24 protein-coding genes, 2 tRNA genes and 1 other RNA gene are annotated in these 24,195 nt (G+C 58.2%); 7 read left to right on the forward strand and 20 right to left on the reverse strand.

All coding sequences use genetic code 11. The features are described from left to right. Positions 1–10: 10 nt before the first annotated feature. The 5 genes from rnpB to cobC all read right to left on the reverse strand — a co-directional run bounded on the left by rnpB (position 11) and on the right by cobC (position 4,364). Positions 11–475: RNase P RNA component class A (gene rnpB / locus HMPREF3042_RS04850), an RNA gene on the reverse strand. Between the two features lie 59 nt (positions 476–534). Next, positions 535–1,224, reverse strand: a complete 690-nt coding sequence (locus HMPREF3042_RS04855) for a histidine phosphatase family protein (RefSeq protein WP_070856282.1) — start codon at positions 1,222–1,224, stop codon at positions 535–537. Next, positions 1,225–1,968, reverse strand: a complete 744-nt coding sequence (locus tag HMPREF3042_RS04860) for a zinc ribbon domain-containing protein (RefSeq protein WP_049189597.1) — start codon at positions 1,966–1,968, stop codon at positions 1,225–1,227. A gap of 5 nt (positions 1,969–1,973) precedes the next feature. Then, positions 1,974–3,161, reverse strand: a complete 1,188-nt coding sequence (locus tag HMPREF3042_RS04865) for a Nif3-like dinuclear metal center hexameric protein (RefSeq protein WP_070856284.1) — start codon at positions 3,159–3,161, stop codon at positions 1,974–1,976. A 69-nt stretch (positions 3,162–3,230) separates the two neighbouring features. Next, positions 3,231–4,364: an aminotransferase class I/II-fold pyridoxal phosphate-dependent enzyme gene (cobC, locus tag HMPREF3042_RS04870; RefSeq protein WP_070856285.1), complete on the reverse strand. Its 1,134-nt coding sequence runs from the start codon at positions 4,362–4,364 to the stop codon at positions 3,231–3,233. A 35-nt stretch (positions 4,365–4,399) separates the two neighbouring features. Between cobC and HMPREF3042_RS04875 the strand changes: the two genes are divergently transcribed. Both HMPREF3042_RS04875 and HMPREF3042_RS04880 read left to right on the forward strand, forming a co-directional pair. Next, a complete protein-coding gene (locus HMPREF3042_RS04875) occupies positions 4,400–5,080 on the forward strand; it encodes an HAD hydrolase-like protein (protein ID WP_070856287.1) in 681 nt (226 codons plus the stop codon). A gap of 68 nt (positions 5,081–5,148) precedes the next feature. Next, positions 5,149–5,652 (forward strand): low molecular weight protein-tyrosine-phosphatase, encoded by a 504-nt coding sequence (locus HMPREF3042_RS04880; protein WP_370547223.1) that lies wholly within the window; start codon positions 5,149–5,151, stop codon positions 5,650–5,652. Here the strand turns inward: HMPREF3042_RS04880 and HMPREF3042_RS04885 are convergent. Continuing rightward, the gene (locus HMPREF3042_RS04885; protein ID WP_246822320.1) at positions 5,649–6,227 is read right to left on the reverse strand and encodes a GtrA family protein; all 579 of its coding nucleotides are present in this window, start codon (positions 6,225–6,227) and stop codon (positions 5,649–5,651) included. The genes HMPREF3042_RS04880 and HMPREF3042_RS04885 overlap by 4 nt on opposite strands. A 138-nt stretch (positions 6,228–6,365) precedes the next feature. Between HMPREF3042_RS04885 and HMPREF3042_RS04890 the strand changes: the two genes are divergently transcribed. Next, a complete protein-coding gene (locus tag HMPREF3042_RS04890) occupies positions 6,366–7,352 on the forward strand; it encodes an SURF1 family cytochrome oxidase biogenesis protein (protein WP_070856291.1) in 987 nt (328 codons plus the stop codon). On the opposite strand, the gene HMPREF3042_RS04895 is transcribed toward HMPREF3042_RS04890, so the two are convergent. The 4 genes from HMPREF3042_RS04895 to HMPREF3042_RS04910 all read right to left on the reverse strand — a co-directional run bounded on the left by HMPREF3042_RS04895 (position 7,349) and on the right by HMPREF3042_RS04910 (position 9,592). Further along, a complete protein-coding gene (locus tag HMPREF3042_RS04895; RefSeq protein ID WP_371440719.1) occupies positions 7,349–8,344 on the reverse strand; it encodes a cobalamin biosynthesis protein in 996 nt (331 codons plus the stop codon). The two genes, HMPREF3042_RS04890 and HMPREF3042_RS04895, sit on opposite strands and share 4 nt — an antisense overlap. Next, on the reverse strand, positions 8,310–8,915 hold the full coding sequence (locus HMPREF3042_RS04900) for a zinc metalloprotease (RefSeq protein ID WP_038625973.1): 606 nt from the start codon (positions 8,913–8,915) through the stop codon (positions 8,310–8,312). The genes HMPREF3042_RS04895 and HMPREF3042_RS04900 overlap by 35 nt, the downstream gene beginning before the upstream one ends. A 71-nt stretch (positions 8,916–8,986) precedes the next feature. Beyond that, a tRNA-Val gene (locus tag HMPREF3042_RS04905) sits at positions 8,987–9,058 on the reverse strand. A 123-nt stretch (positions 9,059–9,181) separates the two neighbouring features. Then, entirely contained in the window at positions 9,182–9,592 is a 411-nt protein-coding gene (locus HMPREF3042_RS04910) for a DUF3052 domain-containing protein (protein ID WP_005511050.1), read from the reverse strand. A 276-nt stretch (positions 9,593–9,868) separates the two neighbouring features. Here HMPREF3042_RS04910 and aceE point away from each other — a divergent pair, with 276 nt between their 5' ends. Both aceE and HMPREF3042_RS10625 read left to right on the forward strand, forming a co-directional pair. Continuing rightward, the gene (gene aceE, locus HMPREF3042_RS04915) at positions 9,869–12,625 is read left to right on the forward strand and encodes a pyruvate dehydrogenase (acetyl-transferring), homodimeric type (RefSeq protein ID WP_070856295.1); all 2,757 of its coding nucleotides are present in this window, start codon (positions 9,869–9,871) and stop codon (positions 12,623–12,625) included. Beyond that, positions 12,625–12,984: an acyl carrier protein gene (locus tag HMPREF3042_RS10625; protein WP_083327423.1), complete on the forward strand. Its 360-nt coding sequence runs from the start codon at positions 12,625–12,627 to the stop codon at positions 12,982–12,984. Before aceE ends, HMPREF3042_RS10625 begins: the two co-directional genes overlap by 1 nt. On the opposite strand, the gene HMPREF3042_RS04925 is transcribed toward HMPREF3042_RS10625, so the two are convergent. From HMPREF3042_RS04925 to HMPREF3042_RS04940, 4 genes are all read right to left on the reverse strand, one after another. Further along, positions 12,960–13,583 (reverse strand): DUF3145 family protein, encoded by a 624-nt coding sequence (locus tag HMPREF3042_RS04925; protein WP_070856297.1) that lies wholly within the window; start codon positions 13,581–13,583, stop codon positions 12,960–12,962. The two genes, HMPREF3042_RS10625 and HMPREF3042_RS04925, sit on opposite strands and share 25 nt — an antisense overlap. Before the next feature lie 267 nt (positions 13,584–13,850). Then, positions 13,851–14,705: a serine hydrolase domain-containing protein gene (locus HMPREF3042_RS04930; RefSeq protein WP_070856299.1), complete on the reverse strand. Its 855-nt coding sequence runs from the start codon at positions 14,703–14,705 to the stop codon at positions 13,851–13,853. Between the two features lie 10 nt (positions 14,706–14,715). Then, positions 14,716–16,080 (reverse strand): dicarboxylate/amino acid:cation symporter, encoded by a 1,365-nt coding sequence (locus HMPREF3042_RS04935; protein ID WP_070856301.1) that lies wholly within the window; start codon positions 16,078–16,080, stop codon positions 14,716–14,718. 320 nt (positions 16,081–16,400) lie between these two features. Further along, the gene (locus HMPREF3042_RS04940) at positions 16,401–18,044 is read right to left on the reverse strand and encodes a DHA2 family efflux MFS transporter permease subunit (protein ID WP_083327424.1); all 1,644 of its coding nucleotides are present in this window, start codon (positions 18,042–18,044) and stop codon (positions 16,401–16,403) included. Positions 18,045–18,255: 211 nt separating this feature from the next. Here HMPREF3042_RS04940 and HMPREF3042_RS04945 point away from each other — a divergent pair. Continuing rightward, positions 18,256–18,329 (forward strand) — tRNA-Ile (locus HMPREF3042_RS04945). Here the strand turns inward: HMPREF3042_RS04945 and HMPREF3042_RS11130 are convergent. The 5 genes from HMPREF3042_RS11130 to HMPREF3042_RS04970 form a co-directional block, all read right to left on the reverse strand. After that, entirely contained in the window at positions 18,289–19,221 is a 933-nt protein-coding gene (locus tag HMPREF3042_RS11130) for a tyrosine-type recombinase/integrase (RefSeq protein WP_371440720.1), read from the reverse strand. The two genes, HMPREF3042_RS04945 and HMPREF3042_RS11130, sit on opposite strands and share 41 nt — an antisense overlap. 190 nt (positions 19,222–19,411) lie before the next feature. Further along, positions 19,412–19,873 carry a hypothetical protein gene (locus HMPREF3042_RS04955; protein WP_070856304.1) on the reverse strand — a complete coding sequence of 154 codons (462 nt, stop codon included), beginning with the start codon at positions 19,871–19,873 and terminating at the stop codon, positions 19,412–19,414. Next, positions 19,866–20,675 carry a hypothetical protein gene (locus HMPREF3042_RS10785; protein WP_141764782.1) on the reverse strand — a complete coding sequence of 270 codons (810 nt, stop codon included), beginning with the start codon at positions 20,673–20,675 and terminating at the stop codon, positions 19,866–19,868. The genes HMPREF3042_RS04955 and HMPREF3042_RS10785 overlap by 8 nt, the downstream gene beginning before the upstream one ends. Beyond that, the gene (locus HMPREF3042_RS04965) at positions 20,672–21,163 is read right to left on the reverse strand and encodes a hypothetical protein (protein WP_070856309.1); all 492 of its coding nucleotides are present in this window, start codon (positions 21,161–21,163) and stop codon (positions 20,672–20,674) included. Before HMPREF3042_RS04965 ends, HMPREF3042_RS10785 begins: the two co-directional genes overlap by 4 nt. A gap of 115 nt (positions 21,164–21,278) precedes the next feature. Then, positions 21,279–21,638, reverse strand: coding sequence for a hypothetical protein (locus HMPREF3042_RS04970; protein WP_070856311.1), 360 nt, complete (start codon positions 21,636–21,638; stop codon positions 21,279–21,281). A gap of 192 nt (positions 21,639–21,830) precedes the next feature. Here HMPREF3042_RS04970 and HMPREF3042_RS04975 point away from each other — a divergent pair, with 192 nt between their 5' ends. After that, positions 21,831–22,154, forward strand: a complete 324-nt coding sequence (locus HMPREF3042_RS04975) for a helix-turn-helix domain-containing protein (protein WP_141764783.1) — start codon at positions 21,831–21,833, stop codon at positions 22,152–22,154. A 5-nt stretch (positions 22,155–22,159) separates the two neighbouring features. Here the strand turns inward: HMPREF3042_RS04975 and HMPREF3042_RS04980 are convergent, their stop codons facing one another. Further along, positions 22,160–23,260, reverse strand: coding sequence for a rolling circle replication-associated protein (locus HMPREF3042_RS04980; RefSeq protein WP_141764784.1), 1,101 nt, complete (start codon positions 23,258–23,260; stop codon positions 22,160–22,162). Positions 23,261–24,195 lie beyond the last annotated feature (935 nt).

A 24,195-nucleotide genomic window follows, 5' to 3' on the forward strand; every position in this document is an offset into this window, starting at 1 on the left:
AAAGCTTGTGTGAACGAGTCGGCCTATGAGCCGGATTCTGTCCCTCGGCGCCCCTTTCGGAAAGCGCCGGGTGGCGATCATCCATCTCGGTCTGCCATTGCTGACAGCCTGAAGCAGCACACCCGCGAGTATCGGACGGGCAGCCCTCAAACACTCGCGCACACGCACGACGAAGCATGCGCGATTTTGCCTTGCTCCTGGTGGGGTTTACCTAGCCGGTGCAATCACTTGCCCCGCTGGTGCGCTCTTACCGCACCTTTTCACCCTCACCGGATCTCCACAGCTTTACGTCAAAGACATCGGCTGTGCGCCCGGCGGTCTATTTTCTGTGGCACTATTCCCGCAGGTCACCCTGGGTTGCTGTTAGCAACCACCATGCCCAGTGGAGTCCGGACTTTCCTCGACAGCGGCCTGGACACACTCTGTAAAAGAGGCGTCCGGTTCCGTTAACTGCCGCGATCACCCGGCCGGCTCGCTCGAATGGTTAGTGTACCCGCCACAACCGCAATTCAAATAACCCGCCGTGCCCGGCTGCTAACCACGCAGGTAGCTGGTGTCGTTAATCAGCCGCACTGATGTCGGCCCATCTGCGTAGAACTCCGCGATGGAGAGGCTGGCCAGGTCCAGGTGCAGGCGGGTGAAGATTTCAAAGCCACACCCGAGCCCCTGGCGCAGCAACGACTTGATTGGCGTGACATGGCTGACTACCAGCACATCAGAGGCGCCGAATTGTCGAGCGATGCGCTCGCGTGCGGCGCCCACTCGGCTATCGACCGAGCGGAAATCCTCCCCCTCCGGCGGAGCCACGGTCGGATCCGCAAGCCAGGAACTGTGCAGCTCAGGGGTGGAGTTGTGCGCCTCGGAGAAAGTCATGCCCTCCCACTGCCCGAAGTCGGTCTCGCGCAGATCCTCTTCGATGTGGATGTCCAGGCCGAGCGCATTTGCTGCCGCCTCTGCCGTCTGCTGTGCACGACGCTGTGGAGAGGCCACAATGGCCGAGAAATTCATGTTGCCGCTATCAACCAGCTCTACGAGGTGCCGTGCCGCCGCTGCCGCTTGCTGCTTGCCGACCTCCGTCAGATCGGGGTTCGAACGACTTCCCGAGTACTCCCGGCGAATCGACATCGGCGACTGCCCATGGCGCAGCAGCACCAGCCGCGTGGGGTCCGTGGTCGCACCCGTCCAGCCCGGCGCGCTATCGCGCTTGTCTGCAGCCTGGCTCATTTACTTGCCTTTCACCGCTCCCAACGTTTCCGCACGCACGATCATCGCGCCACATTCAGGACAGAACGTCACTTCTTCCGGCGCGAGCGTGGTGAATTCATGTACGGTTCCGACATCGAGCTCCATGAAGCAGGAACCGCAGGTGCGCCCGTTCAGGCGTGCGACAGGGATGCCGTTAGCAAGCGCTAGACGACGGTAAAGCTTGGCTGCCGAACCATCAATGAGTTTGTCAGCCTCTTCGATTCGGGTCTCAGCGATGGAAATGCGCGCAATGAGGTCAACCTCGGCGTCGTTAAGCCTTTGCTTGGCGGCGACGATGTCATCGTGTGCCTCGTCGGCGTCGTATTCGTGCTCAGCGTCGACCTGATAGGCCTCCTGCATGCGCTCGTACTGTTGGAGTTCCTGTTCAGCGCGTTCGCGGCGGCGCTTGGTGGAGCGCAGGTCGTGCTCGAGGTCACGGCGCGTGGATGCGTCTTCTGCGGCACCGAGCGACAGACGGTCAGCCTTTTCGCGGGCCTTCAGTTTGTTGATGTCCGATTCCAGCTTGGCAATATCGCGGCCAATATCGGAGGCGCTGAGCTTGGAGCGCGCAGCCTCACTGGCCTGACGGCTGTGCTTTTTGCGCAGCTCCTGCAACTCGGCACGCTCGGGCAGAACATTCTGGCGGGCGGTGAGCCCATCCAACAGAGTTTGGTTTTCCGCCTTTTCCAACATCGCCACTTGGATTTGTGGACTAAGCCTCATGGTCTTCACTTCCTTGCCTGTGTCGACGATTCTGCCACTGTCCAGGGATCGGTGCGCACCTCAAGGACCTCGGTCGCTACTCCGAGCCTCTCGGCCAGCATGTCTGCGGCCTGGTAGCACCAGGGGAACTCGCTGGCCCAGTGGGCCGTATCCACGACGCAGAAGTCCGCGGTCCGCAGTGTCTCATCAACGGGGTGGTGACGCAGGTCCGAGGTAACAAACGCATCGACGCCCATCTTCGCCACAGTGTCCAGGAAAGAGTCGCCCGAACCAGATGCAACGGCAACCGTACGAATCATCCGCTCCGGATCGCCTGCGCCGCGCACTCCCCATGCCGTTGCAGGCAGACGCTCAGCCACACGAACAACGAAGTCCTTAAATGGCATCGGCGTATCTAGCGTGCCCACGCGACCAATGCCCACAGCCTGCTGTGGGTCCAGACCGGTGGCCTGATTGTCCACGATGTCGAAGGCCGGTTCCTCGTACGGATGCACTGCAACGAGTGCCTTAACAATCGCCGCGCGCATGGACCGTGGTGCGACCATCTCCAGGCGCACTTCCTCGACATACTCGACCTGCCCCTCGGCACCGATGAAGGGATTTGCCCCGCTCAACGGGCGGAACTGGCCGCGGCCGTTAATGCGAAACGCACAGCTGTCGTAGTCGCCGATAGTGCCCGCGCCCGCCTCAAACATGGCTTGCGCAACCTTATCGACGTGATCTGCCGGAACCTTCACCGTCCAGGTATCCAAGCCGGGAGCCGGCTGCGGAGCTAGCGGCGCACCCGGTTCGACTCCGAGCACCGTGGCCAACTGGTCGTTGACACCCGGCCGTGCGCTGTCAGCGTTAGTGTGCGCTGCAAAGAGAGCTACACCTGCCCGAATCAGCTTATGTATAATCCGACCCTTCGGTGTATCCGCCGCCACGGAATTCACACCGCGCAGAAGCAGCGGATGGTGCACAACGAGCATCTGAGCACCGGAGGCAATCGCGCGATCTGCGACCTCGTCAGTGCAGTCCAGCGCCAACGCGATGCGACGAACCTCATCCTGCGGGTCACCGCAAATCAGGCCAACTTTATCCCAGCTCTCCGCCAGTGCCGGTGGGTAGGCCGCGTCCATCGCCGTACGCACGTCGGCAACGGTCACCACCGTGTTATTGCCCTCGGCACGGGTCTGCGCAGAGTCCGTCATACATCCATCCCTTCACCATGCATTTCTCTCCAGCCTCTCCTCCAGCGTAGTGAACTCTGCCCCACCGCATCAGTTCTGCGACAGTAATTCCGCCACCTCCGCAATTAGTCGCCGCACACTCGCTTCATCCCGCACGGCCAGCCGCCACCACGAACCGTCCAGGCCGGCAAAGGTGTCACAACGTCGCACGGCTATTCCACGCTCTGCAAGATCCTGCCGCAAACGCTCATGCTTGACGACGTCAACCTCCGCAGCACCCTGCCCATTGTGAGAACTCCGGTCACCTCTCGGACGTGCCAGCACAAAGGGAGCCTCGGAATCCAACACTTGCCAGCCGGCGGCCCTTAGCAGCTGTGTCATAGACTCGCGCTGCTGACGAATCTCGGCACGAATTTCTGATAGCAGCTCTTCCTCACGCTGAGCGATTGCCGCCATAGCGGTAAGTTGCAGCGTGCCCAGAGGCCAGTGCGGACGCCGTCGCGCCAGCTGTGCCAGGAGCTCCGGGTGACCGAGTGCGTAACCGCAGCGCAGGCCAGCGATTGCCCAGGTCTTAGTCATGCTGCGGAAAACGATGACATTATCGGGGATTCTGTTCGCTTCCCCCGGCCTGCAATCGGCTAGCGAGCACCGCCGAATAATCTCGCCATCGGCGACGTCCATAAACGCCTCATCCACGACCAGGATCCCACAACGGCTGGCGAGCCCCCGCAGATCATCCGCTGAATGAGCAACGCCGGTGGGGTTGGTCGGATTGCCGATGATGACCATCCGGCCTTCAAGCTGCTGGGAATGCGGGAGGGATGCGTTCTCGTGGACGTCGACAAGCGTAGGCATGAGTGTGTACGGCGACGGCAGTACCAGCGAATCCACCTCGACTCCTGCGGCGAGGAAGGCGGCTTCGGGTTCGGTGAACTGCGGCTGGACGATTGTGGCGGGCAAGCCCAAGTGAGGCAAGAGCGAGAAGCCCTCGGCGACGCCGTGGAGAAGCAGTACCTCGTCGGCGCTGCGATTGTGGTTGGCGGCGATGGCGGCGCGGACGTCGGCATCGAGCTGCGCCGACGGATACGCGGCAAGTTCTCCGAGGGACGTGGCCAGCGAGTTCTGTAGCCACTGCGGTGTGGCGCCGTGGACATTGACGGCAAAGTCCAGGTCAGCGCCATGGGCGGCCTGGTCGCCGTGATAGCGCAGCGGGTCGTCTAACATGCCATCCAGCCTAATGACCTTTTAGGATGAACAATATGTCCACTGGCCATCGCCCCACTGTCCTTATTGATGTCGACGGCACCATCGCCGATTCTCTCCCCGCAATCGCACATGGATTTCGCCTTGCATTGGAGGAAATTGACCACCCACTTCCGCCTGAGAGCTTTATCAACACGATTCCCGGGCCGCCCATGGTGGAAACACTCGCATCTCTCGGGCTTTCCGACGAACAAGTCGACCGAGCCTTCGCCGTGTACATGGAGCATCAACACGCCGGTGCTTGGCAGCGTGCCGAGATGTTCCCCGGCTGGCCGGAGCTCCTGCGCGATTGGCGGGAAGCTGGTGTTCAACTAGCCACCGCGACTTCCAAGGGTGAGTACTTCGCCCGCAAGACCCTGGATAATTTCGGGCTTCTCGACGCCTTTGATTTCATCGGCGCCGCCAGCGACGACGGCTCACGGCAGACAAAGACTGAGGTCATTGAGTACACACTCAAGGAGTTGGGCATTGAAACCGATGAAGCAGTGCGCCCGTGTGGTTCGGTTGTAATGGTCGGCGATCGCATCCATGATTTTGAGGGCGCCGCACAGTTCGGTATCCCAGCCATCGCTGTTAAATGGGGCTACGGCTCGGAATCTGAGTGGGCATCGGCTGCGGCGGTGGCGTCATCGCCTGGGAACCTGAATCGTGTTGTGCGGGAAATGTTGTATCTTTAAGACTCGTCAACGATTAGTGACAATCCTATTTTTATTTTCCGAGAAGTTTGGTTTTGCCTATTATGCTTATGAACTCGTCGCATCGTACTGAGTCCGTGTACGTCGTGTTTGTCTGCTCCGGAAATATCTGCCGCTCCCCCATGGCTGAAATCATCGTCCGTGACGCAGTTGAAGCCAATGCGCTTGCCGACGATGTCCTGCTCGCCTCCTGCGGAATCGGCGGCTGGCATGTTGGCGAACCCGCCGACGAGCGGGCTCAGGCCGAGCTAGAAAATGCTGGATACGACCCAAATCACACCGCAGCACAGCTGGGCGATGAGCACATGGATGCAACGCTTTTCATCGCCATGGATGAATCGCACATCAATGGTCTACTCCGCGCTGGCGTGCCAAAAGAAAAGATTCGCCTGCTGCGTTCCTTCGACCCGGCGTCCCCGAAGGGTGCCGTCGTGGCCGATCCCTACTACGGCGGCCCGGAGGGGTTCGTCCGCACTCGAAACGAAATTGAGGCCGCGACGCCGGGCATCATCGCATGGTTGCGTGAGACTCTGGCGCTGGCCTCTGAACGTTAAGGTTTCAAAACAACCTTTTCTTTTGTTTTATTGGCATTGCCTCGGTTTCGGAACGCCCAAATCTTATTCAAGATGAAGTTAGCGGGCGTGCCCAAGATGACACCGATGAGGTTTGCCCAGTAGAGGCGGTTCCTAAAACCGGTGGAGTCGTCGAAAATGTCCGTTGGCAGTGCCAGCGGCGAGGTGGGGTTAGTCAGCAGCGTGATGACAACCAGGTTCACAATCAGTGCTGAGATACCTGCAAATAAAAACGGGAAGAACTGTCTAAACCAGTTCGGGCGATTGTCAGTTCGGAAAGTCCAGGACCGGTTGAGCTGGAAGTTCCAGACATTAGCCACGACAAACGCCAGAGTTGCATAGACGTGGGAGTAACGGATATTCCACCGTGTTCCGAACAGGTTCAAAAACACGTCGTGTTCATTGGTGCCCAGACTGAGACCCAACTTGCGGGCAATAATCACGACAATCAGGTTGACAACCACACCTGTGCCGCCGACCAGACCGAACTTGATGAACTGGCGCGAGACTGTGCTGAAGCGACGTGAAGGCGAAGATTTCGCTGTTTGCGTGCCCACCACGACACCTCTCTTTCCATCTATCCCGGGTAGATTCCCCGTCAAATACGCTCAAACAACTTTACCCGAAGTTCACTCAATCCCCGCACCGCCAACCACCAGCCGCTCTAGTGCCAGCCACAGCACCGGGTAAGCTCAATGAATGTGTTTAAGAATGTGCGCCAGTTTCTGACCCCTGGATGGGTTCTCACTGCGATTGTCGCCATTGCGTTTTCCTATCTCGCATTTACTGTTCTGGCTCCGTGGCAGTTGGGTAAGAACACCGCGACGCAGCATCGCAATCAGCAGCTTGAGCACTCATTCGAGCTCGACCCCGTAGATGTCAATGAGCTAATGCCCAAGGGCAAAGGCTTCGTCGAGGGCAACGAATGGCGTCGCGTTACCGCCACCGGGTCCTTCCTGCCGGATACCCGCGTACTATTGCGTAACCGCCCAGTAAATGGCGCACCCGCTGTCCAGGTACTCGATGTCTTCGTCGCTAACAATGGCGAAAACTACCTGGTCAACCGTGGCTTTGTACGCCCTACAGACTCCAGCACCCCCAATGTTGAGCCAGCCCCGAAGGGCACCTTGACTATCTCGGCCTTTACCCGCCGAAACGAGATTCCCGCCGAGACCGCTCCGATCGCCGGCACCCCGCCGCAGGTCTACGGAATCAATACCAAGGAAGTGTCCGAGCTAGTCGACACCGAACTCAACCCCGATTGGCTTCAGCTCTCGGACAAATCCGATGCCGTCATCGAGGCCATTCCGCTGCCCACTCTGGAGTCCGGCCCCTACCTCTCCTACGGCATTCAATGGATTTTCTTCGGCGCTCTCGTGCCGCTTGCCGTCGTCTGGTTCATTCGCGCTGAAATCGTCGAGCGCAGACGAGACCGCGCGGAGCAGGAGGAGATGGCCAAGAACCTCCGCGACGCCGAAGCCGCGGAACCAGTAGATGACACTGATGTCACCGAGGACGCGGCACCCGAATCGGACGACGACGCCACTCCCACCTCTCCGCCGGCTAAGCCCGAAGAGGATCGCGCCGCCGAGCTGCACCGTCAGCGCATGGCGCAACGCTACGGCAACACTGGCCACCGCGCCGCAGGTTATCGCGATAACCGATACGACGAGCGTTTCTAACTCTCAGCTCGCGCTTTCACGCGTCGGATACATCCGGCGATTACTGCTGCTCCGGCGCAGCTGAGCGCAACAATGTTTTGCACTCGCTTGCTCAGCCCTGCGGCACGCCGCACATCGGCCACCGCAGGCCTCCGACCACTGCCAAGCACCGGGCGCATCTCCACTCCGCTGGGATACACCGTCGCGCCGCCCAGCTGCAGCCCCAGCGCGCCTGCAGCGCTTGCCTCCACGACGCCCGCGTTTGGACTTGGGTGGTTGCCGGCGTCTCGTCGCCACGCTACCAATGCTTGACGACGGTCCGGACCTGCAACCACAGTTGCGACAGCTGTAAGTCTCGCGGGGAAGAACCCGGCGGCGTCGTCAAGCCGTGCACTGGCCCACCCGAACTGCCGATAGCGAGTGTTGCGGTACCCCACCATCGCGTCGAGGGTATTAGCCGCTCGATGAGCGACCACACCAGGAGCGCCTGCAATGGCACCCCACATGAGAGTGCCGGTGACTGCGTCGGAGGTATTTTCAGCGAGCGATTCGACGGTCGCTCGGGCGATGCCATCAGCGTCGAGAGCTTCCGGATCACGCGAACACAACCACGGCACAAGTTCGCGGGCGGCATCGATGTCGCCGGAGGTGAGTCGGTCAGTCATGCGCTCGCCAGTACGGCGGAGAGTGGTGCCGCCGAGCGAAGCCCACGTGGCGGCAGCCAGCGTGAGACTCGGTGCGACTGTGCTGACTGCGGCGGTAAGCGCTACCGGTGTGGCCACGGCGATTGCGGTGAACGCCACTCCGCGCGCTTTGGAGTCGGCGTAGATTCGGCGCTCAAGTTTGCTGACGGCCTGCCCGTAGAGGGCCACCGGATGGTGATTGGTGGGGTCTGCGAAAATGCGGTCAAGTGCATACCCCACTGCGATAGCCGCACCACGCCGCCAGAGGTGTCGACTTCTGGCATGTGTACGCAATCTAATCAAACTGTCCCTGCAGAACGGCTGCGACATCGAGCGGAGTGACATGCGCTGCCGGATGGCGGTGCTGCGATGCGGCCATCAAGGTGTAATCACAAGTGTGCCGGATACCGAGCAAGTGCCCAAACTCGTGGGCAAGAGTGCTGCGAATTGCATCGGGATAGAGAGTGGAAGTAACGAAAACCGTCATCTCCTTACTAATTTCCGATGCAGAAGCCAAGACTCGCGAGTCCGGCCTTGGCACATAGCGAACGTTCACAGTATCCGAATCAGCCTTGTCCTTGGTCACTTCCCGAAGCACAACCTTGCCACCGAGCTTTTCATTCCACTCTTGAGTAGCAGCATCTAGCTGTGCGCGGTACGGAAAATCTGGGGCAACAACGTAATCCAAAGTGCCGTCGGCAATGTAGGAAGGCATCTGATCCGAGAGATGGAGAATCGACGGATTATCCACCGGCTCGCCCGCATTTGCAGCCTTGACCATTGCTTTACAGGTGGCCGAATCGATTATCGGTTTACCATCCCCGCCGATTGCGTAGGCGGGAGCGCCCGCGAGCAGAGATCCGACAAAAACAATGGTGGCAAGCGATTTTGTAAAACGCACAGACCGGAAGTTTAGCACAAACAAAATCCGCCCGGATTCTCCATTACAAGAATCCGGGCGGATTATGTCTGTGCGGCGAGAGGGTTTCGAACCCCCGACCGCTGGTGTGTAAAACCAGAGCTCTACCGCTGAGCTATCGCCGCGCTGCTGCGAAACTCTAACACACGGCAAACATAGATTGCCAATTGCGCACTACAAACAGCGTTTATGTAGATTGTTTCAACAGCTCAGCTAGTAGCCGATTCAAACGAGACAGCTAAAGCCGGCTAACTAGAGCGCTGCACCAGGCAATTGCCCTGCCAATCCCCCAGCCGGAGCGCCGAGGTGTTGGAGAAACCTGCCAGCTGTGCGGACTCGTCAATCACGCCAGGATCAATGGCACCCGGCTGACCAGCGCCCGGCGTGAGTAGCCAAACGCGACCTTCATCCTCCAAAGGGCGGGAAGCATCCACAAGACCATCGACCAAGTCGCCGTCTTCTTCACGCCACCACAGCAATACGACGTCGACAACTTCATCCGTGTCTTCGTCGAGCAGGTCTGCATCCAGGAAATTCTCGACCGACTCACTGATTGCTGAGTCACAGTCTGTATCCCAGCCAACCTCCTGGACTAGCTGACCTTCCTTGATGCCGAGCCTGCTCGCATATTCATGAGCAGCGCCTGTGGCGTTGACCACTTCCCTTTTCCTCCTCTAGAAAAAATATTCAGCTCGATTTTTCGAACTATGTGCAGGAATTTTACCGCTCAAATACATTTTTCACAGCTGCAAAATAAGAATTTCCCCAAAAAGGTGCAGTTTTCGCAGTGTTCTTCGCAATGTTCGTCGTAAAGCCAAGCGGATTATTCGGTGAAAGCGTGTGTAAGAAACGGCCGGGGGCACAACAAACGATTCAGAAGTAGAGTGGAGAAAAATAACCTTTGCCTTTCCTTCAGGGACTGAAAGGAGCTCACAATGTCCGATACATCGTCAGGTACGCCACAAGCCCACTCTGATGAGTCAAACTTTGCCCTTATCCGTGATGGGGTCGCCTCCTATCTCACGGATGCAGATCCTGAAGAGACCAAGGAGTGGCTTGAGTCTCTCGACGGCCTGTTGGAAGAGGCAGGTCCGGAACGCGCACGCTTCCTCATGCTGCGACTGCTGGAACGTGCCACGGCAAAGCGCGTGGCCCTACCGCCGCTGACCTCGACAGACCTCGTCAACACCATCCCGACTGAGATGGAGCCAGAATTCCCAGGCGATGAGGACATTGAGCGCCGCTACCGCAAGTGGATCCGCTGGAATGCGGCAATTATGGTCCATCGCGCACAGCGTCCAGGTATCGGCGTGGGCGGACATATCTCCACCTATGCGGGTGCCGCACCGCTTTACGAGGTCGGCTTTAACCACTTCTTCCGCGGCAAGGACCACCCAGGCGGCGGTGACCACGTCTTCTTCCAGGGCCACGCTTCGCCGGGCATGTACGCCCGTGCATTCCTAGAGGGGCGCCTGACCGAAGAGGACCTCGACGGTTTCCGCCAGGAAGTCTCCCTCGGTGAGGGCAATGGCCTTCCCTCCTACCCGCACCCGCATGGCATGCCGGAGTTCTGGGAGTTCCCGACGGTGTCTATGGGGCTGGGACCAATTAACGCTATCTACCAGGCCCGTTTTAACCGCTATCTCCATGACCGCGGCATCAAGGACACTTCCCAGCAGCACGTTTGGGCCTTCCTCGGTGACGGCGAAATGGACGAGCCGGAATCCCGTGGTGCCATTCAGCATGCGGCGCTGAACAACCTGGACAACCTGACATTCGTCATTAACTGCAACCTGCAACGTCTCGACGGTCCGGTGCGCGGTAACACCAGCATCATCCAAGAGTTGGAGTCGTTCTTCCGCGGCGCTGGTTGGAATGTCATCAAGGTCGTTTGGGGCCGCGAATGGGACGAGCTCTTCGCCAAGGACAAGGACGGCGCACTAGTCGACCTGATGAATAAGTTCTGCGATGGCGATTACCAGACGCTGAAGGCTAACAACGGCGCTTGGGTGCGAGAGCACTTCTTCGGCCGTGACCCGCGCACTGCCAAGCTGGTCGAGGACATGACCGACGAGGAGATTTGGAACCTCCGTCGCGGTGGCCACGACTACCGTAAGATTTACGCTGCCTACAAGAAGGCCTTGGAGACCAAGGACCAGCCGACTGTCATCCTGGCGCACACGGTTAAGGGCTATGGCCTCGGCCACAACTTCGAGGGCCGCAACGCGACCCACCAGATGAAGAAGCTGACGCTCGACGACCTGAAGCTTTTCCGCGATAACCAGCGCATTCCAATCTCCGACGAGGAGCTGGAGAAGGATCCCTACCTGCCGCCGTACTACAACCCGGGCCCGGAGTCCGAGGAAGTGCAGTACATGCTGGAGCGCCGCAAGGAACTCGGCGGTTTCGTGCCCGAACGGAGGACTAGTTACGAACCACTGACAACGCCAAAGCCGGAAAGCCTGAAAAACCTCCTCAAGGGATCAGGTAAGCAGAAGGTTGCCACCACTATGGCGACGGTGCGTGTTTTCAGGGACCTGATGCGCGATAAAGACCTCAAGGACCGCTTCGTACCTATCATCCCTGATGAGGCCCGTACTTTCGGCATGGACTCCTGGTTCCCGACACTGAAGATCTACAACCCGCACGGCCAGAACTACACCCCGGTCGACCATGAGCTGATGCTGTCCTACAAGGAAGCGAAGGACGGTCAGATTCTGCACGAGGGCATTTCCGAGGCCGGATCCGTTAGCTCGTTTACCGCTGTCGGCTCGGCGTACGCCACCCATGGCGTGGCCATGATTCCGCTCTACATCTTCTACTCGATGTTCGGTTTCCAGCGCACGGCTGACTCCATTTGGGCCGCTGGTGACCAAATGTCCCGTGGCTTCCTGCTCGGGGCGACAGCTGGTCGCACGACGCTGACAGGTGAAGGTCTGCAGCACATGGACGGTCACTCCCAGCTGCTGGCGGCTACGAACCCGTCTGTGGTCTCCTACGACCCGGCGTTCGCCTACGAGATTGCCTACATCGTCTGCGACGGCATTGACCGCATGTACGGCCCGGAGCGCGGCGAAGATGTCATCTACTACCTGACTATCTACAATGAGCCGACTTCGCAGCCGGCTGTCCCAGAAGATCTCGATGTCGAGGGGCTGCTTGGCGGTATCTACCGCTTCCGCAAGGCTGAGGGCGACAAGCATGTCAACCTGCTGGCTTCCGGCATTGGTATGCAGGAGGCGCTACGCGCCGCAGACATCCTGGAAGACTACGGTGTAGCTTCCTCGATTTACTCGGTGACCTCGTGGAATGAGCTGGCCCGCGATGGGCACCAGCGCGACACCGAGCGTCTACACAACCCTGCTGAAGAGGTCGACGACGCCTTCGTTACCCGCCAGCTGTCCGACACCGATGGGCCGTTCATCGCAGTGACCGACTTCCAGCGTGCGGTACCGGAGCAGATTCGCAAGTGGGTTCCGGGTGACTACACCGTCCTCGGCACCGACGGCTACGGCTTCTCGGATACCCGTCCGGCCGCTCGCCGCTACTTCAACTCCGACGGCGAGTCAGTCGCTGTTGCGGCTCTGGCCGCACTGGCACGCGCTGGCAAGCTCGACAAGAGTGTCGCCCAGGAAGCAGCCGAAGAGCTGCAGATTACCGATCCAACCGCAACCACTCAGGACGCTGAATAATGACCTCTAGTCTTGGAGATCAGCTCAGCGCCCTACTGGGCACACAGGTCACCGGTGACGCTGACGATGCCTCACCCAATGCAGCGAACGCGGGCTCGAAGAAGGGTTCCGCCGACACTGACCTGCCCGCAGGTCTTCACGGCGAGGTCGCGGCAATCGTCAAAAAGATGGCTAACGACGAGGTGGAGTCCCTAGAGCTCTCCACTCCGCTGACCGACTACGGCTTTGACCGCCTAAGCGTCGTAGAGTTGGCCGTCCGCTGCGAGGAAGAGCTGGGAGCCCGCGTTGAGGACGAGGACATTTCCTCGTTTAAGACCCTCGGCGATGTAGTTGACTACATCGCCGCCCGGCGCGGGTAGAGCTGCAGCACGTTAGCTGCCTCTACCCCACCGAGGTCTGCGTTGCCAGCGGTCGAGTTGCCGCTGGCACTGTCGGGCCCGGCAGGGGCGGACGTCGTAAAGCATTCTTCGGGGGCGTAGCCCGCCGTCATCATGCGCATCGGCTCTAACACGCGGTCCCACGGCCCGCCGACGGCCGCGTCAAGGGCGCCTGCGATGTCGCCGCCGCACGCCATGATGGAACGCAGTGCATCTTCGTTGACCACGATGTTTCCGGCGGCATCGGTCTGTCCGGCGAAAGTCCCCAGCTGCGGGGTATGGCAGTAGCGCATACCGTCGATGGCGTAGCCGTCATCATCCACGGCTGGGTCTTGCGCCAGCTCGAAATAGAGGCGCGGCCACCTAGCCAGGTTGTCCACCAGTGTGGCGATGGTGTCAGCACTTGCAGTGAAAGGCACCTCGGCGCACAAAGTGGCATCCTGGTCGGTCGCACGCCAAATATCCCGGCCTGGCTTAGTGCCATCGGGCATGCTGAGTCGAGCCAGCGCCCACGTGATGTGTGGTTGCAGCGGCCCTGGCATGCTGTGAATCCACAGAACGCCTGAAAGTTGGGTGCGCATAGACGAAGGTCCTCGGAAAAGTTGCGGTCAATTGGTGTAAGACGAGATTCGTCTTCCCCTACGAACTCATCCAACGACACTTGCCACACTGCAGAAAAAGCACTGCGGTAAAACAACACTTCTGAGGTTTACGTTGCACGTGTTTATGATTGTTATTTCCGAGACGGCTGCTGGCAACCCTCAAGTTGTCCTTAATCCCCCAGATGTGATTTAGCGCTGAGACGAAAAATCGGCGCCGCAAGCGACGCCGACTTAGCTCATATCCCCTTAATCTTTAGCGTGTTCTTCCAGCTCACGCCAGAGTTCATCATTGAAATCCGTCCACAGCGGCTTTGCCCACTCACCGAATGCTCGATCGGTTAAAGCGATTGCCGCCCGGCCGGTTGGACGATGCAGCCACAGGAATGTGCCCGCCTGCCCAAAATGGCCTGCGACATCCTTGGGCATCGAGGCACCAAACCACAGCCCCTGCTTGGAATCGGGGCGTCCGAAGATCTCAAATCCCAGGCCCCAATCGGCCGGACGTTGCATACCATAGCCCGGCACCACACCATTCAGGCCTGGGAACTGCACGGTCAACGCTTCGGTCACGGTATCGGGATGCAGCAGAGTCGGGGCGAGAACCTCATCGACGAAGGCCATCAAATTAGCGACGCTGCTACGCGCGCCATGTCCTGCCGAGCCATCCAGCACGGAATCTTCCATCCCCAGCGGCTCAAACACGGCCTGGCGCAGGTATTCACTAAACGGCATCTCTGCCTCCGCAGCGATGGCATCGGCGATGATGTCAAAGCCCGCGGAGGAGTAAATGCGTCGCTCCCCCGGTTCCTTTTCCAGCTCACGGCTGGCAAACCCCACCCCGCCGGCGTGCGCTAAGAGGTGACGCACAGTCGCGCCGTGACCCGGTGGCGTGAGCTCTTGGTCGAGCTCCACCGCACCTTCTTCGACGGCCACAAGCATTCCCACGGCCGCCAACAGCTTGGTCACACTGGCCAGTTCAAAAACGCGACCGCTATCACCGTGGGTGTGCCAACTGCCATCGTCGGCACGCACGGCAGCCGCGACCGTATTGACTGGCCACTGGTCGATTGGCGCAAGAACAGAGGGCTTCCAAGAAGTCATGTCCTCAAGACTACGCAAGCGCGGCAGACGTGGACTTCCCAGCAGGCGCGTCCGCAGACTCGTCGGCTGGATCGTCGGCTGGCGACAGGTCGGCGTTGGCGCTTGCGTCCCACTCGCCCTGGTCCCAAATTCCTGCACGCTTTGCGACGACCAATGGGACCACGGCCTGGCCGGTGACGTTCACCGCGGTGCGTCCCATATCCACAATCGGCTCAACAGCCAGCAGGAGGCCGACGCCGGCAAGTGGCAAGCCGAGAGTCGACAGAGTCAGGGTCAGCATGACGGTAGCGCCGGTGGTGCCAGCAGTTGCAGCCGAACCGATAACGGAGACGAAGATGATGAGCAGGTAGTCCGTGAAGTCCAGCGGTACCCCGTAGAACTGCGACACGAAGATAGCTGCGATAGCCGGGTAAATGGCAGCGCAACCATCCATCTTCGTGGTAGCACCCAGCGGCACTGCGAAAGAGGCGTACTCATCCGGCACTGCCAGACGACGCGAGACAACGCGCTCAGTGACCGGCATGACGCCCATCGACGAACGAGTAAAGAAGCCGAGCGAGGTCACTGGCCAGACGCGACGGAAGAAGTCGATTGGGCTAATGCCATGAATCTTCAGCACAACTGGGTACACAACTGCGATAACCAGGAACAGGCCAATGTAGATGGCAATGGCGAACTTGCCCAGGCTGCCAAGTGCTTCCCAACCGTACTCAGCGACAGCATGACCGATCAGAGCCGCAGTACCGATTGGTGCCAGACGGATAACCCACCACAGCACCTTCTGCACGATGGTCAAAAGAGAGCCGGAGAACTCGATGAACGGTTCAGCCTTCGGGCCGACCTTTACTGCGGCAATACCGAAGACAATCGCGATGACCAGCAGCTGCAGGACGTTGAAGTTCAGCGAGCCGGATACAGCACCGTCAGATTCGCTGATCTTCACACCAAGGCCGAGGAAGTTCTGCGGGACAATGCTCTGCAGGAATCCCCACCACGACCCCACAGAATCCGGTTCCTGTGCAGCCGAGGCATCGACGCCGGAGTTAACGCCCGGCTTGATAAGCAAGCCCAGGCCAATGGCAATAACCACCGATACAAAGGATGTTATGGCGAACCAAATAAGCGTCGAAACAGCCAGCTTGGCTGCACCTGCGACCTGACGCAGGTTGGCAATCGACACCACCACCGCGGTGACAACTAGTGGCGGGATGAGCAGCTTCAACAGCGTGACGTAGGTACTGCCGACCTCGTCGAGCGCTGTGCGCAGCGAGGAGTCATCGCCAGTACTGCGGGCCATGAAGCCCAAAATGAGACCAATAATCAGGCCATAGACAACTTGGGCACCGAAGCCGGTCGCCCATTTAAATTTATTCACTTTTCCTCCTGGAGTTTTATTTCTCTGAAAACACTTGTGCCGCGCCTTAAGCCCGTCTGGCACATACGCGTGATGGGGCATCCGGGACCGCTGGGCTCAGCCTCGAAGTGATAGGCGCAACGACGGCGGAAGCCCGAAGTGTTTAGCGACAGGAGGAAGTGGAAATTCGGCCGTAATCGAGCCAACGCCGCTTTGTGAGCATTTTCATGTTGGTCATTTCTACCTAGCAAGTCCGGTTAAGAGACAAACGATAAGACTGCCACGATTGATGTTGTGACACCAATTTCCAACACTGTCCCTCACCCGAATATTCCACATCGCTAATTCGATTTCTCAGCCTGCTTGCGCAGCTGCAGCACCTTTAGCGAGCAGAGGAAACCGATAGTCAGCGCACCGACGGCGGAATACAGCGCGAACTGTGTGGCATGTGCAAACGCATTTGTCAGCGGGATCAATACACCGTCTGGAGCACCCTGCGCCCGCAGACCAATCAGCATAGAGCCGGCAGAATCTTTCAGCCCCTGCCCCATCTGCTCCAGACCCGGTGCCAGCTTCGCAATCTCACGATCCAGTCCAATCGTCAGCGCCATGCCACCGAGCGCTGCACCGAGGGCGGAACCAATCTGCCGAATTGTCGACTGCGTCGCCGACGCCTGCCCCGACAGACGCACCGGAATATCGCCGAGCACCAGCGAGGTCAGCTGCGCCGATGCCAGACCAAGCCCCAGACCATAGATAATCAGCGCAAACACAACGAGCCACAGTGGCAGATCAACACGCTCTTCCGCCGCCAACTGCAGCGAGCCGAAGACCTCGAGGCCAAGCCCCACAATCACCACACCGGCCGGGGTGATTCGGGCCGCTAGATGACGTGCCATGGCACCTGCGAAAAACGCGCCGAGAGCCATCGCTGCCAGGACCAGGCCAGTTGCGATCGTCGACAAGCCAATCGCCGACACCAAGTAAAGCGGCAGCACGAAGACCAGCGCGAACTCACCCACCGCGACGAGCATCGCCGTGGTATTACCCCAGCTGAACGTGGCGTAAGAGAACATCGACACATCCAACAGCGCAGGATCCGCGTTCTTTCGACGACGATTCTCCCACAGCACGAAGGCGACGAGCACCACCGCACCAACTAAGAGCGTGACGACGGGCGCGGAGGGAAAAGCAAACCCAATCTTGGCACCCTGAATGATGCCGAAGACCACGGCACCAAAGCCGATTCCAGATAGCAGCAGGCCGAGAACGTCGAAACCACCAGCGCCATTGGTATCGCCCGCGGTGTTCGGTACCCAACGCAGCGCAAGGATAAAGAGCACCACGGCGATGGGAACATTGACCCAGAAGATGGCTTCCCAACCAGCGAATTGAGTAAGGACGCCACCCAAGAGCGGGCCGACTGCTGCGGCACCGGACATGACCGCACCCCAGATGCCGAATGCGGTGGCGCGATCTTTGTCACGGAACAGTGCGTTAACGCTGGACAGTGTCGACGGTAGAATGCACGCGCCACCAATGCCCTGGATAACGCGGGCCATGACCAACGGGGCCAAGGATGTGGAAAGCGCGGCCACAACGGAGCCGACCGTGAAGATGACCAGACCGACGAGAAAAAGGGTTCGGCGGCCGAAGCGATCACCAGCACGGCCAGAGGTTAGCAGCAGCGCGGCGAAGACGACGGAGTAAATAGTGGTAATCCACTGCGCACCGACGATGTCGAGGCCCAGCTCCGAAATGATAGTCGGCAGTGAAACACCAACGATGGTTCCGTCCAGGACGATCATGCCGAGACCAACCGCGAGCACGAGCAGGCCCCACCAGCGCTGTGGCGAGGCCGAGAACTCAGCGATTTGCTCATCGCTAGCGATCGCCGTGGCGGTGGTGCCCTCCGCTTTCGCTGTGGCACCGGGTTGTGCGTCGGCTGAGACGTCGGCGCTGCTCAAGGAAGGTTTCGTACTCATAGGATTAATGCTAGAAGTGTCCAAGCACTGATTCATCAACCGAAAGTCGTAACTTTGCGGAAGACTCAGCTTCATTGAATCCGCGCAATGGCAACAGAACCTGCTGGCTATAGGGCTTTTATCACCACGCAGTGGCAGATTGCTATGATGCTATGAGGCCTCGGGCGCTAATTAATAGCGCTTAATTGCCGCTTCACAGCGCTCGAGCCTTGCCCCTATAGCTCAGTCGGTTAGAGCAGAGGACTCATAATCCTTTTGTCGCAGGTTCGAGCCCTGCTGGGGGCACTACACCGGAAATTTCACGTTGCAGTGTCATAGACAGCGAGGACAGGTCGCCAGTGACTACCCCCGCGTAATGCCGCAGCGTTGTAGCCGAATCGCTATGCCCGAGGTGAGCCGCAACCACCTGAGGGGCAATACCAGCACGCAAACACAAACTCGCACAGGTATCCCGGAGGGCATGAGGTGTGACCCGTCGAACACCAGCGCGGTCACAGGCAGGAGCCAGACTGCGCATATGCCAGTTAGTGCGATGTACCGGAGTTCCAACAGTGGAAGTAAACAAAAGGTCGGTACCTACCGAGTCCGCATAATCGCGCAGGTCAGACACCAAAAAACCGGGAAGATACACGCGTCTCTTTTGGTGAGTTTTCCCGTCGGAGTGAATCCAGCCGCCACCGCGAGCGGGCATGATACCGCCAGACACCACGATGTAACCATCTTTGATCGAGGCGGGAGTCAGAGCCGCGAGTTCAGAAAAACGAAGCCCGCCAAAAACCAGTGTGAGGAACATCAGTCGGTCGCGACCAGTAAGTTCGGCTGCAATTTTTTGAACGCCAGACGGACTAAGAGGGTCGGGCACCGGACGCGGTGCGGGTGGCAGTTTTACGAGGTCAACTGGGGATTTGCTAACCAGGTCTTCCACCTGGGCGAGATGGTACACCTGGCGCAAAATCGAAAGACTCTGGCGTACCTGGTGGTATGCGCGGGGTGCGGTCTCAATAACCCATGACTGAATATCGCGGTAACTGATATCACCGATGGGGACATCACCGAACGCGGGGATAAGGTATGTCCGCAGAAGCCAGGAGTAGTCCTCATAAGTCTTGGGTGCGACAGGGTGGAGAGCCAGCCAACCACGAGAATAATCAGAGAACAAGGGGGTTGAGGAAGTCATAAAAATCACCGTTTATCAGGGGAAAGGTAAAGAGCGCCCGCCGTCGCGGGCGCGAATCAAAGAAGAGACACAAAGAGGGTGCAGGGTCACCCAGGGCAGGCGACGCAGAACGAAACTAGGGGGTCACCGTGGGCGACGAGTCAAGGACAAAGAGGGGGCTAGCGCCCCCCTCTGTACTCCCCCACCGGGGCTAGGTAGACACCAACCGCACAACACAGCGAGACGGCAGCGTCTCACCAGTGGAACGCACCGTGTCCTCGTAGGTCATACAGACACGTTCTGTGTTGGCAGCATAGGGAGCCGTAACCGGCGAAATCTGCAGGTCAGACGGATTTTCCGGCATACCATACAGTCGCTCCACCTCCACCGAACGATCCTGGGCGCTTTCACACTGACGTGCCCTCACATCAGCAAAAAACTCATCAGTCGGGTCGAAATCGCATGCTTCCTCCGCAGCCTGCCGAGCCTTCGCGATTTGACACTCGCCATGGTCTACAAACATGCCCTCGCAGACTTCCGCCACACTATCCGCAGGGGTGGGTGACGGAGCCGAAGAACCCGAGCCACCAGCCAGAGCGCCAGTGAGCACCAGGGCACCAACTCCAACGACGGCAGTCGCAGCGACAGCAACCGTAGCAGCGTTTTTACTCATGATTTTCCTCCAAAAGTGGTGTGTGACCTGTATAAATGCGCTCCTCTACGGTGCGCACATAGTCCGCATAAGCAGGATTAGGGGTTTGGAACCATCGAAGCGCTTGCCCGTTGTCAGAGAGCACACCCCGACCAGGAGACAAAGCCACAATCCGAGACACATCAGACTGTTCCGGCTGGTCAAACAACATTTTTATTGAATCGAGGTTGTCCTGTCGGTAGGAAATCCGCAGACTGTACTGGCTTCGGTCATGGAGCACAGCTGCCTCGGCGCGCTGCAAGATCGTGAGCACAGTCACGCCAACCTTTGCACCCTCACGCAGCAGAGTGCCAACCAGCGAAACAATTTTTGCGCGGATTTTCTTGCCGTCTTTGCCATGATTTTCAGCCGCAACCAGCAGGTTCGCGTATTCCTCAAGGACAACAACAACTACGGGAACCTCGGTGGAAAAATCATTAATTTTTTCCGCCCAACCAAGAGAACCAATGCGGTCACGCATGACCTCTACACACCGCTCCAAGAGTATGACCGCGTTATCTATCCAGTCGGGGTCAGACCCCAAAACAAAATCAGACGGGCGACCAGAAAAATGTTTCAAAGGTTTGAGCAAACCCGCGCTTGGGTCGACCCCCACATACTGAACCCAAGGACACAAAGTCCCAACAATCAGAGATTGCGAACCTTTAGACTTACCTGTGCGGGTAATGCCCGAGATGACCACGTGACCCACATCGGTAGGCTCCCAGACCACAGAACGACCGTCCTCATCAACAGCCCACGGACGCGTATCTGTCAACATCACAGGAAATCACTACCCAAGTCTCGCTCGAACGCCGCACGAGTGACCGCACGAACAACCACACGACCAGGGCTTTTACGCTCTACCACGGTGTCCGAAATGCCGTCGATAGACACCCATTCACCGCCGCGACGAATAGCCCTTTCGATATCTTCCGCGTCGATACCAATGGGCAGCTGCAAAACCACCTCGACGCCTCGGGAGGTTTTTTCCGCCCGAATCGGGCGCGGATACTGCCGATTTTCGGGTTCAAGCCCAGTTTCATCACCGGAAAAAACCTGGGTTGCTTCGAAAAAATCTTTACAAGCTTCCACATCACCCCAGCGCAACATAAACTCTTCCTCGTGAGAACGAAGATCAGAACGCTCTGATTCGGTGAGCATTTTCAGACCAGCGGGCACCGGCGGGTGACGATGTTCATAGACGCTCGCCACGACATAGACCGCGATGAAACACACCGCACACAGAACAACAATGGAAGTGAAATCCATCTAGGGACTCCTTATATATAGGTGGAACAGAAATAGAGGGGTTCCTCGTCGGTTCTCCCCTGGCGAACCGCACCAACACACAGACGGTGCGGAACCCACAGGTGACGAGAGACTTTTACTTACCCTCGACCAGTTCCGCGTAGGAACCCGCAGCCTTTACCTCGGAGGTGTACAGGCTGTAGCGGTTGGACGCGAAGCGTTCAGTCTCGGCGCGAGCGCCGATTTCGACAAATCCATCGCCACCGGCTGCATACACGGTGTACGGGGACAGCGTGAACGCGGTCGGGAGTACGACGGAGACCTCAATGGCTTCGCCCTGCCAGACTGCGGACAGTCCAGCGACGCGATGCATCTCGCGACCCTTTTCGTCCTTTTTCACAACGTCGGAACGCTTTCCGTCGATGTACTCATAGACCGGGCGCGACTCGGTGGCAGCGGTAGTAATGACGCGGAGACCATTTGCGGGAAAACGCACGATTTACCTCTTTCTTGAGTGGTTTTCCACTCACTTAGTGATGAAAAAAGGAGGCGACTTGCCGAGTGCCGAATCACTGATTTTATCCGATACTCTTTTTCCTTCTGACAACAGTATAGCACAAAACCTTTCATGCGCGCGGTCAACCTCTCAACCTGGTGATTTCCTGCTATAGCCGCTACCCTAATGCTCATGGAAGACATGGGAAATCTCACCGCTCGCGAGGGTCGCAGACTTGCAGAAGAACTCGGAAAAAGCATAAAAACCCAAGGGAATATCGACGCTAGCGTTCAAGCGAACATCACCGCGGTAAAACGCCTGCTTGAGCAGGAAGAAAAAGGGCGAAAATTGATCTACATGTTTACTGCCTTGACCGCTGCCTACCCCGGAGTCACCCAAAGACAGCTCGCCGGAGAATTTGGAATCTCACAAGCCTCAATTAGGGACTGGATAAAAAAGGGAAATGTTCACATCGCCGAGGAAATGACGGAAGAAAACCAATCAACAGAGCGGTAAACCACTCAACGAAGCCTAGAAAAAACACTTCCCCGCATACCAACAGGTGGAGAATCGAGCACGCTACCGCCGAGCGCTTGCCAACTTCGCGCCAAGTCCTGCACGAGTGCTACCGTGCCGTGTCCATCATCAGTGAGCATCCAACCGGCATGAGAATTCCCACGAAACCGCCTTTTACCAGGAAATTTTGACCGGCACCAACGTTGCAGGAGACGACCCCAAGCCGCAAACTCCTGCGCAGTGACGAGTACGGTGCGGATACATTTTTTCAATCCGATTGCACCCCAGAAGCGCCCTACTGATTGCCCCGCGTCAGTCCATGCGCGGGGAGGAAAATTCTGATACTCTTTTTCGCCTTTACCTGCGTACTTGAGAAAATAGCCCGCAATATTTTTTGCACTGGAAAATTCCTCGATCGCGTCAACACCCGTACCTGCTGCAAGGTGTCGATAGAAGTCGAGACCGTCTGCGCCAACGATTTCAGCCCATGCCACTGAAACCCACTCGCGAAAAAACATCTTCTTTGTCTCTTCGATGTACTCAGATTTGCGGTCACGAGTAATGCCCCAGGTCGGAATGAGCATGAGAATGTGCAGGTGAGGAGCACCGCGACGCTGAAACTCCCTTTTCCAGATTCCCGAAATCCTTTCACCCCATGCGCGGTAAAAACGTTCCTGGAATGCCGCAAAATGCTTCTGAGCAACCTCGGCAGACGGGACATAATCCAACCACTTTTGCCCAGCGCCAGGGTAGGTCAGAGTGACCATCGCCATGCTGTACTGGTCGGTCATAGACTTTTCGATAATGGGCGCCCAATCCAACTCGGAGCAAGTTTTGAGCATGCGCCGGCGACTCTTCGCCGACCAATGCTTAATCTTTCGCGGGAATTTCTTCTCACCCAAAATGTCATCAAAAAGGGGCATGAGTCGCCAGAACATCCATTGCGGACAAGAACCGCGAACCAACTCGTCGTAATGCCACTGAAGCACCTCGTAGTCAAAATCTCTCTTACGCAACGACTCATCGGCAACGAACTCCATCACAGCTAGGTCATGTCCAATCGCAGGCACCTCCTCCAATAGGCGTTTCGCCTGCTTACTCCCCACAACCCCAGGCTCCTCACCTCGCAGTCCCCTTTCCCGCCTACTGTCTACTAGCCACCCGGCTTGATCCTCTAGCTGACACAAAATACTCTCCATTGCGTCGTAAAGATCGGTGACCTTTCGACGAAACGCGATTTCCTCACTAACGCGAGCGCGTTCGCGTTCCTCTTTTTCCTGGGCAGCGATTCGCCTATCGAGTGCCTGGAGGTCACGACATGACAGTTGGATAGTCCCTGGGGAAACGTGGATTAGGTAGGACTCCTGACGTTCATCGTCCTCACGCGGCTCAAGGGCACTAGGGAGTTTTTCACGGAGCTCCCGAATGAGCGACCCATCGCCTGTTGAACTGTCAAGTACCACAGGCGATAGCCACGGCATCACCTTGTCCAACTCATCGGTAGTAGTCAACATTTCCTAATCCGTTCCACTTGATACGATGTTTTGTTTTCCCCTTTTTCCACTTCCGTGGAGTTGTGGCACACAAGACAAGCCCTGTGCCACTGCACCTCACGCGCCTGTCGGCGCTGTTCGGTGCGCCCCCTGCTCCCGGTCACTCCGCCTGCGCTCACACTCGCTCGCACTCCCGCGTCCGCGTCGCTCCGTTTCGGACTCGGTCAGCGTCGGGGGCTTGCGCGTGCGACCTTGCGGTCGTTCGCGCCCCCTCCTCGACCTCACCTCGCACTGCGCTTGCTCCCGCTCCCGTTTCGCTCGGTATCGCTTGGACGTCGCTAGTCGCGGGGGGCTAGATGTAGATGAGTAGCAAAGTTCGGGATTGAGTGGAAAACCACTCAATCGGGGGTGGGAAAATTTATTTGGTTTGCATTCAGTATAACATCGTGCTAGCCCGCACGGTGCGCCGGTTTTCAGCGATAAACACGAAATCTGTAAAACCGCAGGTCAGCCCCGCTACTCAAAAATGAGTAGCCGAGCGGTTGACT

Source organism: Corynebacterium sp. HMSC074C05 (genome assembly GCF_001838325.1).
Lineage (GTDB): Bacteria > Actinomycetota > Actinomycetes > Mycobacteriales > Mycobacteriaceae > Corynebacterium > Corynebacterium amycolatum.

Coding starts and splice junctions, on each gene's coding strand:
- HMPREF3042_RS04855 (WP_070856282.1), bottom strand. CDS start 1,224: ATGAGCCAGGCTGCAGACAAGCGCGATAGCGCGCCGGGCTGGACGGGT.
- HMPREF3042_RS04860 (WP_049189597.1), bottom strand. CDS start 1,968: ATGAGGCTTAGTCCACAAATCCAAGTGGCGATGTTGGAAAAGGCGGAA.
- HMPREF3042_RS04865 (WP_070856284.1), bottom strand. CDS start 3,161: ATGACGGACTCTGCGCAGACCCGTGCCGAGGGCAATAACACGGTGGTG.
- cobC (WP_070856285.1), bottom strand. CDS start 4,364: ATGTTAGACGACCCGCTGCGCTATCACGGCGACCAGGCCGCCCATGGC.
- HMPREF3042_RS04875 (WP_070856287.1), top strand. CDS start 4,400: ATGTCCACTGGCCATCGCCCCACTGTCCTTATTGATGTCGACGGCACC.
- HMPREF3042_RS04880 (WP_370547223.1), top strand. CDS start 5,149: ATGAACTCGTCGCATCGTACTGAGTCCGTGTACGTCGTGTTTGTCTGC.
- HMPREF3042_RS04890 (WP_070856291.1), top strand. CDS start 6,366: ATGAATGTGTTTAAGAATGTGCGCCAGTTTCTGACCCCTGGATGGGTT.
- HMPREF3042_RS04895 (WP_371440719.1), bottom strand. CDS start 8,344: ATGTCGCAGCCGTTCTGCAGGGACAGTTTGATTAGATTGCGTACACAT.
- aceE (WP_070856295.1), top strand. CDS start 9,869: ATGTCCGATACATCGTCAGGTACGCCACAAGCCCACTCTGATGAGTCA.
- HMPREF3042_RS10625 (WP_083327423.1), top strand. CDS start 12,625: ATGACCTCTAGTCTTGGAGATCAGCTCAGCGCCCTACTGGGCACACAG.
- HMPREF3042_RS04925 (WP_070856297.1), bottom strand. CDS start 13,583: ATGCGCACCCAACTTTCAGGCGTTCTGTGGATTCACAGCATGCCAGGG.
- HMPREF3042_RS04930 (WP_070856299.1), bottom strand. CDS start 14,705: ATGACTTCTTGGAAGCCCTCTGTTCTTGCGCCAATCGACCAGTGGCCA.
- HMPREF3042_RS04940 (WP_083327424.1), bottom strand. CDS start 18,044: ATGAGTACGAAACCTTCCTTGAGCAGCGCCGACGTCTCAGCCGACGCA.
- HMPREF3042_RS11130 (WP_371440720.1), bottom strand. CDS start 19,221: ATGACTTCCTCAACCCCCTTGTTCTCTGATTATTCTCGTGGTTGGCTG.
- HMPREF3042_RS04955 (WP_070856304.1), bottom strand. CDS start 19,873: ATGAGTAAAAACGCTGCTACGGTTGCTGTCGCTGCGACTGCCGTCGTT.
- HMPREF3042_RS04965 (WP_070856309.1), bottom strand. CDS start 21,163: ATGGATTTCACTTCCATTGTTGTTCTGTGTGCGGTGTGTTTCATCGCG.
- HMPREF3042_RS04975 (WP_141764783.1), top strand. CDS start 21,831: ATGGAAGACATGGGAAATCTCACCGCTCGCGAGGGTCGCAGACTTGCA.